This is a genomic window from Chryseobacterium bernardetii (genome assembly GCF_003815975.1).
Taxonomy (GTDB): domain Bacteria; phylum Bacteroidota; class Bacteroidia; order Flavobacteriales; family Weeksellaceae; genus Chryseobacterium; species Chryseobacterium bernardetii.
Map to the genome: position 1 here is coordinate 4,221,185 of NZ_CP033932.1, position 14,599 is coordinate 4,235,783.

The 14,599-nt window shown below is 36.8% G+C and carries 11 protein-coding genes; 7 read left to right on the forward strand and 4 right to left on the reverse strand.

The annotated features are described in order from the left end of the window. The first annotated feature begins 49 nt into the window (after window positions 1-49). From EG339_RS19225 to EG339_RS19235, 3 genes are read left to right on the forward strand one after another with little or no spacing between them, the layout of a single operon-like run. Window positions 50-439: a hypothetical protein gene (locus EG339_RS19225; RefSeq protein WP_185147660.1), complete on the forward strand. Its 390-nt coding sequence runs from the start codon at window positions 50-52 to the stop codon at window positions 437-439. 45 nt (window positions 440-484) lie between these two features. Beyond that, complete coding sequence (locus EG339_RS19230; protein WP_123871518.1) at window positions 485-943, forward strand: DUF2750 domain-containing protein; 459 nt, start codon at window positions 485-487, stop codon at window positions 941-943. Window positions 944-950: 7 nt separating this feature from the next. Beyond that, entirely contained in the window at window positions 951-1,589 is a 639-nt protein-coding gene (locus tag EG339_RS19235; RefSeq protein WP_123871519.1) for a DUF2306 domain-containing protein, read from the forward strand. 564 nt (window positions 1,590-2,153) lie between these two features. Here EG339_RS19235 and EG339_RS19240 read toward each other — a convergent pair. Both EG339_RS19240 and EG339_RS19245 read right to left on the reverse strand, forming a co-directional pair. Then, complete coding sequence (locus tag EG339_RS19240) at window positions 2,154-4,619, reverse strand: SEL1-like repeat protein (protein ID WP_164466463.1); 2,466 nt, start codon at window positions 4,617-4,619, stop codon at window positions 2,154-2,156. 16 nt (window positions 4,620-4,635) lie between these two features. Beyond that, window positions 4,636-6,936 (reverse strand): hypothetical protein, encoded by a 2,301-nt coding sequence (locus tag EG339_RS19245; RefSeq protein ID WP_123871521.1) that lies wholly within the window; start codon window positions 6,934-6,936, stop codon window positions 4,636-4,638. A 228-nt stretch (window positions 6,937-7,164) separates the two neighbouring features. Between EG339_RS19245 and EG339_RS19250 the strand changes: the two genes are divergently transcribed. From EG339_RS19250 to EG339_RS19265, 4 genes are all read left to right on the forward strand, one after another. Further along, window positions 7,165-7,923 (forward strand): hypothetical protein, encoded by a 759-nt coding sequence (locus EG339_RS19250; protein ID WP_123871522.1) that lies wholly within the window; start codon window positions 7,165-7,167, stop codon window positions 7,921-7,923. Between the two features lie 161 nt (window positions 7,924-8,084). Further along, a complete protein-coding gene (locus EG339_RS19255) occupies window positions 8,085-8,846 on the forward strand; it encodes a hypothetical protein (RefSeq protein WP_123871523.1) in 762 nt (253 codons plus the stop codon). 110 nt (window positions 8,847-8,956) lie between these two features. Beyond that, window positions 8,957-9,283 (forward strand): hypothetical protein, encoded by a 327-nt coding sequence (locus EG339_RS19260; RefSeq protein ID WP_123871524.1) that lies wholly within the window; start codon window positions 8,957-8,959, stop codon window positions 9,281-9,283. An 88-nt stretch (window positions 9,284-9,371) separates the two neighbouring features. Continuing rightward, window positions 9,372-9,818 carry a KTSC domain-containing protein gene (locus tag EG339_RS19265; protein WP_123871525.1) on the forward strand — a complete coding sequence of 149 codons (447 nt, stop codon included), beginning with the start codon at window positions 9,372-9,374 and terminating at the stop codon, window positions 9,816-9,818. A gap of 525 nt (window positions 9,819-10,343) precedes the next feature. Here EG339_RS19265 and EG339_RS19270 read toward each other — a convergent pair. Together EG339_RS19270 and EG339_RS19275 are read right to left on the reverse strand one after the other, a co-directional pair. Then, window positions 10,344-13,529, reverse strand: a complete 3,186-nt coding sequence (locus tag EG339_RS19270; protein ID WP_123871526.1) for an efflux RND transporter permease subunit — start codon at window positions 13,527-13,529, stop codon at window positions 10,344-10,346. A 7-nt stretch (window positions 13,530-13,536) separates the two neighbouring features. Continuing rightward, window positions 13,537-14,598, reverse strand: a complete 1,062-nt coding sequence (locus tag EG339_RS19275; RefSeq protein WP_123871527.1) for an efflux RND transporter periplasmic adaptor subunit — start codon at window positions 14,596-14,598, stop codon at window positions 13,537-13,539. Window position 14,599: the final 1 nt, after the last annotated feature.

Sequence of the window (14,599 nt, forward strand, 5' to 3'; positions counted from 1 at the left end):
TTCCTAAAAAATTTAAGACAGAAACATAATTTTAAAAAGCTTATTAACTATGAATAACTTATCAACTCTTCAGCATGTAAAACTTGCAATCAATCCTAAATTTCAGGACTGGGTTCTTTTTAAAAATGATACTTATATTATTTTTGACGATATTAGTACTGTAGAAAACATACAGAATGAAGCCATCAAACTAATGCAGGAATTCGGCCCTGTATTTGCCGGGGGTTCTGCAGGAGATTTCAGTGTCATTCATCTGAATTCTACTGAAGGCTGGCTTGTTTCCGGACATGGATATGGCATGTATACTTATGTGCATCCATCTGAACTGGACAGTGAGACTCCTAATGACCTTGAGATAGGACTACTGGGAAGATCTAAACGGAACAGTGACGGGGAAAATCCAGAGATTGTACATGTTAATACCCAGAGCAATCCTTAACCAAGATTTATAAAACAGAGAAACATCACTCCATAATTTATATCTATGCTTCAAGACCACATTACCTTAAAGAACCGTTATCAGGATTTTATCAGAAAAGTAAGCGAAACAGAAATAGTTTATGGCTTAAAAGACGATAAAGGATATGCTACTTCCTATTCCAACGATCTGGAATACGAAGATGGTGAACCTGTGCAGCTCATCTGTTTCTGGGCAAATGCAGCAAGGGCAAAATCTTGTGTAGACAGGGAATGGAACCAATATGAGGCCTCTCCTATTCCGCTTAATGAGTTTCTGGAGAACTGGTGCCTGGGAATGAACAGTGATGGACTGATGGTGGGTGTTGATTTTGACAGCAACCTGTTTGGCTATGAAGCTGAACCTTTAGAATTAGCTCTTGAAATTATTAAAGAGCTTAAGAAAAACAGAAAATCACTATTGCTAAGAAAGTTCAATGATCTTGAAGATATGGAAGACCAGATCAGAGAAGTATTAAAAGACTAAAAGGTTCATGACAAATTCATTGAGAGTAAAGATTGCTAAAGTGGTCGCAGTGTTTTCGGTTTTTATTTTCAGTATTCTGATGCTGAAAACAATTTCCCAATACACTTCTCTTGATAAAACAGTGGGATTTCTTGCCTTTAAGCAACAGGTAGTTAACAATCCTTATTGGATGGCTTTTTTCTACATCCATATTTTTTCAATTACGCTTTGTCTTCTGGCTGGTTTAACTCAATTTTCACCACAATTCTTAAAAGAAAACAGAAAGCTGCATAAGATAATCGGACAGATTTATGTTTACAATATTCTTATTATCAATGTTCCGGTCTGTCTCGTATTGGGATTGTTTTCGAATGGCGGACTGATAGGGATAACAGGATTTCTGATTCAGGATTTTCTTTGGGCCTATTTTACAGTAATTGCTGTACTTTCTATTAAAAAGAGAAATATTATCAGACATAAAAACTTTATGATTTTAAGCTATGCCGTGACAACAACGGCTATTACTTTCAGAATTATAAAGAATCTGTTTTATAATGAAAAGCTTCATGATTATGAGCTTTTTTATGGCATGAATGTATGGCTTGCCCTTATTATTAACCTTTTGATTGCGTATTACTTTTTAGGAAAAAAAAAATTCTACCGTTGAAAAGAAACATTCGTGATTAAAATAAAAATACAGATAGAGGAGATTAATAGAAATGAACCTATAAATATCAAAGTATTAAGCAATTTTTTGTATTTATGTTTCATTGTCCACCGGTTACAAAAACGCATCACCACATAGGAAATCCCTCCAAAAATGCCCATTACAAAGATGAAAAACAAAAAAACAATAAGGTAAATCCAGTCAAAATCCATAGAATGATATTTTATAAAATGATTAAGGCCAGAATTATCTGGAAAAATCAAGATTTGAAATAAAAATATAAAGACTGAGACAGGAGATCAGAAAAAATGATCCGATAAAAATTAAGGTATTAAAAAGCACTTCATATTTGTGATTCCGGGTCCACCTACTACAAAAACGCATTATCAGATAAGAAATCCCTCCAAATACAGCCACAATTAAAATGAGAAAAAAGTAAATCATCATAAAATTATTATTTTAAAATTATAAGAAAAACTGATATTACGAATTTAAAGCGCAAATAACACTAATAATTTTGGTATTGTGAAAGTATTAGTGTTATTTGGGTTTCAAAAATCCTATCTAAATCTCCATATCATTCTCCTCACCGAATCTCTTCCAGTATTGGTATTTCGCCGGATCAGCAAAAGCCGGATCTTCTTTATAAAAGTATAAAAGCCTGCTCAATGCCGTAGTGTAATAACTGTGCTGCAGGGATTTTTCATAGTGTTTAATAGCTTTTTTAGGGCTTATTTTTACACCCAATCCTTCATCATACATAATTCCGTAATAGATATCGGAATAAGTACCCTGCGTATCTTTTTTCAAATAGCGCTGAAGATTGTCATAATCACTTTTCTGATAATAGATTTCAGCTAATTTTTCATCATTAAAATAGAATTTCTTTTCTGCCTGCTTATAGTAATCCAGAGCAAGGTCATAATCCTGTAATACATAGTCTCCATAGAAATAAAGAAGTCCAAGGTTCTGCATTGCCAGCCCTTCTCCTAATTCTGCGGACTTCCTGAAACACTTTAAAGCTTTTTTAATATCCTGAGGATATCCAATGCCGTTCTGATAATGATAACCCAGGTTATTCCATGCAATAGCGTGATTCTTAGAAGCCGCTTTTTCGTAGAGGGCAAGACCTTTTTCCAGATCGTAAAACTCAGGGTAATCATCATGAACATAAATATATCCAAGTTCCACCATCATATCTGTATTCCCACGCTTTACGCCTATTTCATAGAGTCTTACAGCGTCTTTAATCTTTCCTTCATTGGTATATTCTTCAGCCCGTAACATGAGGGTTGCATCATCAAAATACTGTTCATAGCCTGAACCTTTTTTTTCAGTCCATATTTTATAAAAATCAAGGAAATACTTTTGATCTTTTCCACGAAGATTATATCTTTTTTCATACAGGGCTCCCATCTGATTATCGGAGATCTGATGTAATTGTCTTTTAGTATCCAGGATAAACATCTCATTTCCCTTATAAAGGCAAAGCATCTGTTTATAATGATCTATCCCTTCACCAATATAATCATAAATACTGCTTTGTGTTCCTATTTTCTGATCGAAATAAAACATCCCGTTGGAAGTGGTAACCCGGAAGATTTCTTCTCTGCAGGATTCAATCTTTTTATATTCTTTGGAAGAAGGCAACAGCCATCGGTCTTCCGCAGCATTGTATAAGCCCCAGCCATTTTCATCGGAAAGCAAAAATACATCCTTCATAAACTGAGAATACCAGTCTCTCTGGATATTTTCAATGGTATGCTCTTTTAACCTGAACTCTCCGGCCTTGGTATCATAAATATACCATTCCTTCGCTTTTTTATAGGCAAAAGAAGTGTAGCTGTAGTCTCCCATAGCCATCATAGTGTCTATTTCAGAATCTAAAATACTTCCATCTGCCTTTATAATATTAATTTTTTTCTGAAACTTATTCGGTTTAGCGAAATAATATCCCTCCGCAATATGGTTCAGTGTGTCTTCAGGATATTCTCCCAGGAAAATACCTTCAAATGTATAAAAAGCTCTTTTTGAAGTTCCTTCAAGCTTACGATAGAGTAATTCAGAATAATCAAATTCAAAAGGTGTCTCAGAATAGTCCTCAATGATCGGTTTATTGGATGCATCAATAAGACAATACTTTCCTTTCTTTTTAGCATTGAAAAGCCCAGTATGCCTTAACATCTCCAATTCTTCATATTCACAGGGGATCACAATTTCCCTGTTTTCAATATTAATTAACCCACATTTCTGATCAATTTCTATAATTCCATAATTCTTATTGCCGATAAAAAAAGGATCATAAACCTCTTCATAGATACAGTCAATAAGAACCTTCCCATCATTTCTCAGGTAGCCGTAATTACCATCTTTCTGTGCTACTGCAATTCCTTCTTCGCTAAAGGCAAATATTTCTTCATAAACAGGCGGAATAATGACATTCCCTTTTTTATCTTTCAGTCCCCAAAGACCATTGTCTTCAAAAGACTCCGAAATATCTTTATACAGATCTTCATTCCAATACCCAAGACCATACTCAATCCAGTCTGTTTGCAGCAGATCTAAAAAGGTATCATATCCCCTTCTTGCGAAGATTTCTTTTTCCAGCCATCCCAGATTCTGTTTGGCCATAGCTTTATCATACAGCTTGCTTTTTTCCTTAATTTCCAGCACCCATTCTTTGGCCTGATCACTGTGCTTTTCTTCATTCATATTGAAGACATCCCACGCATCTATTAGGAAAGTATCGTAAGGAAGAGCATCCAGCATCTCAAACATTTTGTTGACAGGCTCATAATAAGCCTTTTTGTACAACAGCTGATAATGCTCTCCCAACAACTGGTAGAATGATTTTAGCTTTTCTACTCCATTGATTTTATCAAAGTACAGGAGTTTCCCTTTTGCCTTGGGATCACAGGAGAATAAAGGAAGAAACAATTCCGGGATCTCATAATTCCATTCTCCCATATAGTATGGATACTGCTCCCCGGTTTTTGAATCTACATTATATACATAAAGACGATGTGCCATTTCTATTCTTAAATAATTAAAATCCGAATTTAGAAAACAGCCCGGGTTTTTTCCATGAAGCTTTATATTCATCCGCAACAGGATCATACTCTGCAACCGAACGCACCTGATCCAATATCGCATGGGCTTCTTTTATATTTCCAGACTGATATAAAACAACCGCTTTTGCTAACTCAACGCTTTCCACAAGATCATCATAGCTCCACCCTTCAGTATTATAGATGGTGTTGAATCTTTCTGCAAGGGATAAAGCCAGCTCTTTATGGTTCAGCTTTTCGTAAACCCGGATACCATAGCTTAACCAAAGCACATATTCTTCGGGGTCCATTGCTGATTCACATTCTGCATCATATTGACTGAATACTGTTTCCGCTTCCTGATAATTACCTTGCAGAAAATTATTTTTAACAATCATATAAATGGTTTTTGCTTTATCAAAAGCATCTAAAAGGAATTCTTTTTTATTTTCAAGATATCTTTTTGCTGCTAAGGCTGTCTGCTCATAGTTTTCCTCTTCATTATAAATCTGCATCAGCGCATACTGAGGATTCGGCTCCTGGGGAAAACGTTCTGCCATCCCTTCATAATAAGCTTTCCTGATATGAAGATCCTGGCTGTCCAGATGATGAAACAAAATACCTTCCAATTTATTTTTTCCGGCTTCCAGATCCCTGTAGTCATAATCATCAATTTCAGGATTTTCCATAGTATGCTGATAGGCATAGGTCAGAACTTCTTCTGCTTCTTTATAAACATCGTCAGCTCCCAGTAATTCATGAAGCTGAACCTGAAGTGCCCTGTTGTAAAGGCTTTTATAAAAATAGTCTTCGGATTCTCCGTAAAGATTGAAGTAGTTATTCAGTGCTTTTTCTGCCCTTTCATAGTTTCCTCCACTCACCAAAGCATCAATCAGGGTCAGATGAAGTTCCATAAACTCTGAATATATGAGTCCTTCAGAAGCAGTCTTTACTGCTGTTTCATAATCTCCCAGCAACGAATACTTAATGGCTAAATTATTACAGCACATCGCCCTGGTATGCAGATCATTGTAATAATCACTCTCAAACTTACCTTCCTCAAAATATTTCCGGAACGCTTCATATGCCTGCTCATATACGATCCGGCCTGCTTCATGCCATTTCATTTTATCACTTTCATCTTCCAATGCATCTATACACTCGTTCAGCAAAACCCCTTCATTATAGATATCTGTAGGATCATCAGAAAACACAGGGATTTTGGATGGCAGGGTTCCATTCAAAAGATATTCTGACTCTACTTTTCTTCTCCAGGCCGTAGCATTGGATGATAATTGCACTGCTTTTTCCAATAAAGGAATAGCTTCAGCATAGCGCTCATTTTCATATAGGAATGTGCCTGCAAAATGATATCCTGAGAATAGTTCCGAATGGGAGTTGATTACTTCCAGAGCATGATGGTAATAAAAATCAGGGGAAAGGTTCAGCAGATCATTATAGTTTCTTTCAATAATTAACTGATAGTAGAAAACATCAGGATTATTAAATCCGTTTTGAATGAGTCCGGCAAAACGCTGGTGCCATTCTGCCAGTTTTTCATGAATATGAACTGCTGAATTTTCACCATTAATAGCCTTTAGCATCATCTTCAATGAAAGATCAGGTGCGTTATTTTCAAACGCAATATCGGCAAGATTGATAAGATCATATTCATTCCGGCTTACAAAAGTAGCATGTTCTTTATCAATAAGGTCTGTAAGCTCCTTCCCTGAGACCATCTTTGTTCGGTCCAGTAAATAGATCTTCTTGATCCAGTAAAGCGAAGTATTTTTATCCCTGATCTCACGGTTGTCAGCATATTCTTTTTTAGAATAATACATGGCAGCTTCAAGACTGTTCAAGAGTGCTTTATTTTCTTCAAGGGATTCATATATTTTAACTAAAAAATCATAGCCATATGCTACATAGTCAGGATCTTCCAGCATATGTTCTGCATAGCGGATAAACTCTGCCTTATTTTCCTGGGTAATATGCTTTTTACTTCTGGCGATCTGCATCAGGTTATATTCATTTCCTAAAGGATAATCCAGGATATTGTATAATGCTTTCTGATTGTTGGGATTTAACTGAAGTATTCTTCGTAAGTAAGGGATAACGTGATCCCTGATGGCATCGTAAACCGCTTCATGCCCTTCATAGTAAACAATATCATGATAAGCTACTGCCATTAAAAATAAGACTTCTTCGTCTTCCGGATGGGATAATAAGTATTGTTCTCCTTCTGCAATACACTGTTCCAGATCTCCCCTGTAAAACAGCTGTTCTAAATTATCGTACATTATTAATATTTTATTATATAAATCAGTCATTATATTTCCCTTCCGGCCAGGCAGGATAAGGGCTAATGATCACGATGCAAAATATAAAAAACAAAAGGAAAAACAAACGGCAAGCCTTATAAATACCGGAAATCAGGGAGTAAATAATTCTGATTTATAATAGAAGTTGGTGTTTTAAATTTTAATTTTACCTCCAATTAATATATATATTTTTCAACGATAAAAAACATGAAAAAATTATGTACAGGGCTTTCTTTAGCGTTATCTATGATGATGACCGCCCAAAAAGGTCCTGCCAAGAAAAGTCCTTTGGTTCTTTACTCTTATCAAACTTTCGGATGTGATGTTAAAGGCTATTTTGACCCTTCAAAATATAAAAAAGAAGAGATAGATGGCACTTATAAGCTTCTGGCTCCTCTGGCTCAGTCTCCGTTTACTTCTCTTACTGTTTTTAACCCTGTAAAATATGACAAGGTTCGCAGCAACAGCACTCAGCTTTTACAGCAGACTGAAAAAGAATATCTGGAACGGAAAAAAGAACTTGAAGCATTGAAACTCATAAACCTTCCGGTATGGAAAAAACAGCAGGAAGACGCTCTTATCCTTCTGGAAAACGAATATCAGCTGAATAAAACTCTGCTTATGGGCTATGCAGATCCGCAATCTCTTCGAAACAGTAAGTTTTATACTCCCTGTAAGGAATATGCAGATGCAATGACTGCCAGTGATAAGGAGAAAATGTATTCGGTATGGAAAAGCTTATTTGAAGCTAAAAATGGGCAAGGATCTTATTCCGAAGCAAAAGACGCCTTTACAGCTAAGTGGAATGATCCAAGAAAAGCTGATTACGCAATTATTGACCTGATGAATGCTTTTAACAACTGTGCAAATCATAGTTTCAGACCAGAAGCTGAATCGGATAATTCTTTATTTAAAACTTTCGAAAAGGTTTTCGCCAAAGTAAAAAGACATTGTGACGAGCCTTAAAATTTTCGGGAAACTCCCTATTTAAAAGCAAAAAATTAAAATTCCCATTCAATAACAAAAATAACTATATAAAATGGACTAAAGCTTTTAGTTTTCGGATTTAAAGCCTTAATTTTGTGCTGAAATTTTAGAAAATTCGGATTCTTTCTACAACTATGCGCATGGAAAAAATGATGGTCGGGTTATCCCTGGCTTTATCTGCTATTGTTTGGGGCCAAAAAGGTCCTGTAAAAACCAATCTGACACCGTACAGCTATCAGACTTTCAATTGTGACAACAAGGGATATTTTGATGCTTCCAAATATGAAAAAGAGGAAATAGACGGGGTTAACAAACTTTTATACAAGTTCAATGGGGTTCATTTTGATACGAATCCTATTTTTAAACTTTCCAGCCTTGAAGAAATCCGTAAAAATAAAGATCAGCACCTGGAAAACCTGGAAAAACAATATCAGGAGAAAAAACAGGAACTTTACAGCCTTAAAGTCATCAATCAGCCGGTATGGAAAAAACTGTATGAAAATGCCATTCAGACTTTTGAAAATGAATATGAGCTGAACAAAGAAGAAATTATTGCCTTTTCGGACCCTTCCACGCTTAAAAACAGCAAATTTTACGAAACCTGCAGAGAATCCATTGATGCCATATCTTCTCCCGACAGAGAAAAAATGTTTGCTTCATGGAAAGCTTATACGGAACTGAAAAGTAAGAACAATGCAGATCCGCAAGGTGTAATGAACCGTTTCAATGCTAAAATGGAGGATCCGCAAAGGGAAGACTATGCATTAATAGACATGATCGGGCTTAGCTTTCACAACTGTGCCAACAGCAGCTTCAGACAGAAACGTGATGAGGAAGGAAATGTTTACAGGGATTTCGATAAAATCTTTACAAAACTGAAGAAAAATTGTGATGAACCTTAACTGGCATTAAAAAATGATAAAAACAGTACTCTTTCTGAGTGCTGTTTTTAGTTATATACTAACGGAAGACCTCTATAAAGCTCTATATAATTTAAAAGTAAAGCACTCTTATGACAACGGAAGAGTTTGTAAAAAATTTCTATCTCGAAAAACAAAATATTCTTCACTCGGCGTTTGACAATCAATCCGAATATAAAACTCTGGTTTCCACAAAAATTGGGGAATTGAACCTCAATGAAGTTCAGGTTGAGCAATTAAAAAATATCATTTCTAATCTTTTAACAGACACTTTTTATACAATCCTTCTTGGGTTGGATGGGTCTGCAAGTATCGGAGGTTCACAGCAAAGCTTTAAAATTTATGATGAGGAAGAACAGCTTATTTCAGAAAGCGGAGATTTGGAAAGTTATGCTTATGAATATTTTCATGGAGAATAAACGTCTTCAAATAAATTAATAATGAATAAGTTACAGTTTTTCCAATTAAATTCCTTAATTTTGCACCCCGAAAATAAGAATTCAGATTATGAAACGAATTGGTGAGCACAGAACCCTTCTTGGAGTTGATAAAAATGTAACTTTAAAAGAGTTAAAAACCATTTACAGAAATGTAATGAAAGATACACATCCTGATAAATTTATCAATGATGAAGCAGGAAAAGTAGCAGCGGAGGAAAGAAGTAAGTCTGTGATTGAAGCCTATCATTTCCTGGTAAGCATTAATCCTGAAACTCAGGAAAAATATAAAGAAGAGTACACGGAAACCATTACCCAATCTAACATTCAGGATTTTTATCTTGAAAAATCGATTTTAACAGTTCAGCATTTGAATGGAAAAACCTACGAATATATGGGAGTTCCGAGAAATACCTATATCAAAATGGTTAACGCTGATTCTCCAAGCCGTTTTGCCAGAAGACATATCTACGGAAACTTTGTTTACAGAAAATCCGGAGAAGCTATGGCTGATTAATTTTTCCAGATACAATATATGAAGGCTTTCGGTTGATACGAAAGCCTTTTTTATGATGAGAACTTCATTAAAAGTTTAGACCAGTCATTATATTGTAACTAAATTTCAAACGGAAAAGTTACTGCTTATTTTTATCAAATTTCTAAAGAAGGAAAATACAGCAATACAACAGCTTCTATTGAATATACTGATTTAAATGAAGTTTTAAAAGCTTTAAAAGCGCTTCAAAATGAAGTTAATAATGATATTTTAGCTAATACAGATTACCTGGAAAATAAGTTTGTAACGGTAGATGGATTTCAGGTTGGATATTATATAGATACAGGTAATGTACATTGGTATATAAAACTTGAAAAATATGGTTCTGATGCCACATTATTTATTGATAAATATGAAGCTATTGAAACAGCTTTCAGTGAAGCTAAAAATAAAATAGACAGCCTCAAGGGAACACCATAAATGGTTATAAAAAAGCGCCTCAGATTTTCTGAGGCGCTTTCGATTAATTAAAGGTATATGATATTTTTATTTGTCTAAATGCTTAGGCGTAAATCCGTCTTCATTTAATTCTCTGTGTACATAATCTGCCTTCATTTCAGCTTCGTAGTCTACTTTATTGTCTTTACCCATTCTTCTCAGGATAGAGTCAAATAGAGAGTATACTACCGGTACAATAATCAATGTAAGGAATAGAGATGATGTTAAACCACCAATTACTACCCATGCAAGACCTTTGTTCATTTCAGCCCCGGCACCGGTTGCCAATGCGATCGGTAACATACCGAAGATCATCGCAATGGTTGTCATCAGGATCGGACGCAGACGGGCGTGGTTAGCCTGAATTAATGCATCATGAGTGGTTGCTCCGGCTGCTTTTCTCGCATTCGTAAAGTCAACGATCATAATCGCGTTTTTCGCTACAAGACCAATCAACATGATCATTCCAAGCATCGTGAAGATGTTCAGTGAATTAGCGGTTAAGGCAAGGATTACCATTACCCCGATCATCGCCAACGGAATAGAGAACAATACCACGAAAGGATATACGAAACTGTCATACAATGATACCATTACAAGATATACCAATACGATAGCCGCTAATAACGCAATTCCTAAAGTACCGAAACCTTCCTGCTGGTTTTCCATATCACCACTCCAGATGTAATCTACACCAATAGGTTTTTTCCCGTTCATGAACTTAGCAGCCCATTCGTTTGCTACGTCCCCAACCGGTCTACCTACTGCTTTCGCTCTTACTTTTACAGAAGGAGATTTATCTCTACGTTCAAGCAAACTCGGTCCTGAACCCATTTTTACTTCAGCAAACTGGCTCAAACGAACCTGCTGCCCCTGAGGATTTGTAAACATCAGGTTTTTAACATCGTCAATAGACTGTCTGTTAAGATCTCCGAAACGGATGTTAATATCATATTCGTACTCTCCTGCTCTGAATTTTCCATCTGTATTCCCGTTAAATGCAGTCTGCATTGTCTGTCCTACACTTGAAAGGTTTAAGCCTAGAGAAGCCATTTTATCTCTGTCGATATTCACCTGTACTTCCGGATTACCAGAGTCTGTAGATAATTCTGCATCTACTGCTCCCGGAACCTTTTTCAATAGCTCAAGGATTCTTGTTGCTTCTTTTACAGCAGTTGCGTTATCAGGAGCTGTTACCACCATTTCGATCGGCGCATTTTCCGCACCCATGATACCAATTGGAGCCGTTTTAAACTCAACTCCTGTGAATTTCTCTTCTAAGGCTCTTTTTACTTTTGCAGCCTTGATGTTGGTGCTTTCAGAACGTTCAGATTTATCTGTTAAGTTCACCTGAACCTCAGACTGGTAAGTAGTTGCCTGAGCACCACCAAAACCTGTTGACTGCTGTCCGACAGTTGTAATTAAGTCTACAACATCTTTATCATTTCTAAGATACTTCTCAACCTCTAATGTTAATTGGTTGGTCTTTTCAACGGTAGCATCTTTTGAAAGCTCCATCTGTACTAAGAACTGACCACGGTCAATCGGCGGGAAGAATTCCCCTCCAATAAATCCGAAGATTACTAAAGAGAATGAACTGATCAGAATAATAAATGTAATAACAACAGTAGAAATTCTTCTTAGTGTTGTTTTCAGACACCATTCAAGGATATCTGTAATCCAGTGAGTAAATTTATCGATAAGTCCTTCAAACCAAAGGATGAATTTCTCAAACCAATTTTTCCCTGTTAAATGCTCTAACTTACCGAATCTTGATGATAACCAAGGAATGATGGTAAATGAAGCTAATAATGACAGCAACGTAGCAATAACCACCGTAACGCAGAACTGAGCCAGAATGTTCGCTACAAGACCTGAACTCATCGCAATCGGTAAGAATACCACCACAATTACCAATGTAATCGCCGCTACGGTAAATCCAATCTCTGAAGCTCCGTCATACGCTGCCCTGATCTTGCTTTTCCCCATCTCCATGTGACGGTAGATATTCTCCAGTACCACGATCGCGTCATCCACCAGGATACCTACCACAAGGGAAAGCCCCAGTAAACTCATCAGGTTCAAAGTATATCCCATCAGGTTCATTCCGATGAACGCTGCCACCAGTGAAGCCGGGATAGAAACCATTACAATGAATGCATTTCTGATACTGTGAAGGAACAATAGCATTACAATTGCTACCAGGATAATCGCCAAGAATAAGTCGAAAATTACGTGGTTCGCAGATTCAAGGGTAAATTCTGTAGTATCGTTTACAATTTTTACTTTTACTCCCTGAATTTTATAAGCTTCTTCTACAGTTTTAATGGTTTTCTGAATACTTTCAGATACAGCCACTGCGTTGGCATCAGACTGCTTTTTCACCTGCATTAAGATCGTTGGGAACTGGTTGAATCTCGCTACTTTTTCAACATCTTTTTGGGAGTCAAAAACAGTGGCGATATCAGATAAACGAACCTGTGCTCCGTTTTTGTTGGAAACTACAAGGTTGTTCATTTCTTCAGTAGACTTATATTTTCCGGATAATCTGATCGTAGATTTTGTGGTTCTAGTTTTCAAGCTACCTGTAGGGAAATCTAAGTTTGAAGAAAGGATAGCCTGCTGAACATCTCCAATAGAAAGTCCGTATCCCTGCAATTTCTTTTCATCCAGATTCACCTGGATTTCTCTCTCCTGTCCACCTACAAGGTCAACCTGAGCTACTCCGTTTACACGGGAGAAAATAGGTTCAATCTTTTTATCCAGTAAGTCGTAAAGGTCTTTACTGTTTAGTTTATCCGATGAAATACTCATCGTGATAATTGGTAAATCATCTAATGAGAATTTATTCAGTGAAGGTGCTTTTACGTCATCCGGAAGGTCTCCCAGGATAGCGTTTACCTTTCTCTGAGCATCATTCAATGCAAAGTCAACATCGGCACCATTGTTCAGCTGAACCATGATTACGGATAAACTTTCATATGAAGAAGATTCTACTTTTTTTACGTTTTCCAAAGAACCTACGGCATCCTCAATCTTTCGGGTAACGGAGGTTTCCACCTCTGCGGGTGAAGCTCCCGGATACACCGTGGAAATGGTTACCATGTTGGTTTCAAACTTCGGAATCAATTCGTATCCCATGAGTGTATAACTCAGGATACCTCCCAGCGTCAGAATTGTAAATAATACAATTACCAACGAGGGCCTTTTAATCGATATTTCTGCTAACTTCATAAATCGTCTACTTTATAATGTTCACTTTAGATCCGTTGTCCAGGTTGATCTGCCCGCTGGTTACTACTTGCTCACCACCATTCAGCCCGCTTAATACCTGTACTTTGTCTCCGTAAACTTTTCCAACAGTTACTTTAATCAGTTTAGCAATACCATTCTGAACCACAAATAACTGTCCTGAACTTACTCCGTTTACAAACGCTTCAGCAGGAACTGTAAGCATATTCTGAGTTTCTGCGCCATGATTTGTTTTAAAGGTTGCAGTTGCATACATACCTGCTTTTAAATTTCCTCTGTTCTGAACTTCAATCTCAACCGGGAAATTCAAAGAAGCATCACTTTTTGGAGCGATAAATGTAATTCTACCCACAAAAGAATCTTCCGGTAAAACGTTTACTTTAATCGGAACCTCCTGCCCTAGCTGGATTTTCCCGATCTGGCTTTCGTCCACTAAGACAGAAAGCTTTAAGCTGTTGATATTAACGATCTCAAACATTGCTGTTCCCGGAGAAACTACTGTTCCCGGCTCAACCATTTTTTTATTGATGGTACCGCTGATTCCTGCACGGATGCTTGTATCATTTACTTTAACACCTTGTGCTCTCACAGCAGCCTGAGCATTTTTCAGCTGTAGTCTTGAATTATCAAGCTGTTGTTTAGTAACCCCACCTGTTTTATATGCATTTTCGTAACGCTGGTTGTCGATAATAGCATTTTGTAAGTTATTCTGAGCCTGGGTAACATCAACTTCGATAGCATCCCTTTTAATAGTTGCTAACACCTGACCTGCTCCTACTCTTGAACCTTCTTTCACCAAAACGCTGACAATACGTCCTGAGATCTCAGAAGACTGGTTCATTTCCTGTTTAGGAATGAAGGTACCGTTCGCAGAATAGTCTGTATCGATATTCTCTCTTGAAACCGTTACAATATTAACGTTGATTTTATCTACCTGCTTGGCAACCTCTTTTACTTCCTGAGTCTGCTTCTCTTTGTTACCTGCAATCTTGTAAGCTGCCAACCCAACCAGTACAGCTGCTACGATGATATATATTAAAGTTTTTTTCATT

Excerpts from the sequence above, each read along its gene's own strand:
- EG339_RS19250 (WP_123871522.1), top strand. The coding sequence starts at position 7,165 with ATGAAAAAATTATGTACAGGGCTTTCTTTAGCGTTATCTATGATGATG.
- EG339_RS19245 (WP_123871521.1), bottom strand. The coding sequence starts at position 6,936 with ATGTACGATAATTTAGAACAGCTGTTTTACAGGGGAGATCTGGAACAG.
- EG339_RS19230 (WP_123871518.1), top strand. The coding sequence starts at position 485 with ATGCTTCAAGACCACATTACCTTAAAGAACCGTTATCAGGATTTTATC.
- EG339_RS19260 (WP_123871524.1), top strand. The coding sequence starts at position 8,957 with ATGACAACGGAAGAGTTTGTAAAAAATTTCTATCTCGAAAAACAAAAT.
- EG339_RS19240 (WP_164466463.1), bottom strand. The coding sequence starts at position 4,619 with ATGGCACATCGTCTTTATGTATATAATGTAGATTCAAAAACCGGGGAG.
- EG339_RS19270 (WP_123871526.1), bottom strand. The coding sequence starts at position 13,529 with ATGAAGTTAGCAGAAATATCGATTAAAAGGCCCTCGTTGGTAATTGTA.
- EG339_RS19275 (WP_123871527.1), bottom strand. The coding sequence starts at position 14,598 with ATGAAAAAAACTTTAATATATATCATCGTAGCAGCTGTACTGGTTGGG.
- EG339_RS19235 (WP_123871519.1), top strand. The coding sequence starts at position 951 with ATGACAAATTCATTGAGAGTAAAGATTGCTAAAGTGGTCGCAGTGTTT.
- EG339_RS19265 (WP_123871525.1), top strand. The coding sequence starts at position 9,372 with ATGAAACGAATTGGTGAGCACAGAACCCTTCTTGGAGTTGATAAAAAT.
- EG339_RS19225 (WP_185147660.1), top strand. The coding sequence starts at position 50 with ATGAATAACTTATCAACTCTTCAGCATGTAAAACTTGCAATCAATCCT.
- EG339_RS19255 (WP_123871523.1), top strand. The coding sequence starts at position 8,085 with ATGGAAAAAATGATGGTCGGGTTATCCCTGGCTTTATCTGCTATTGTT.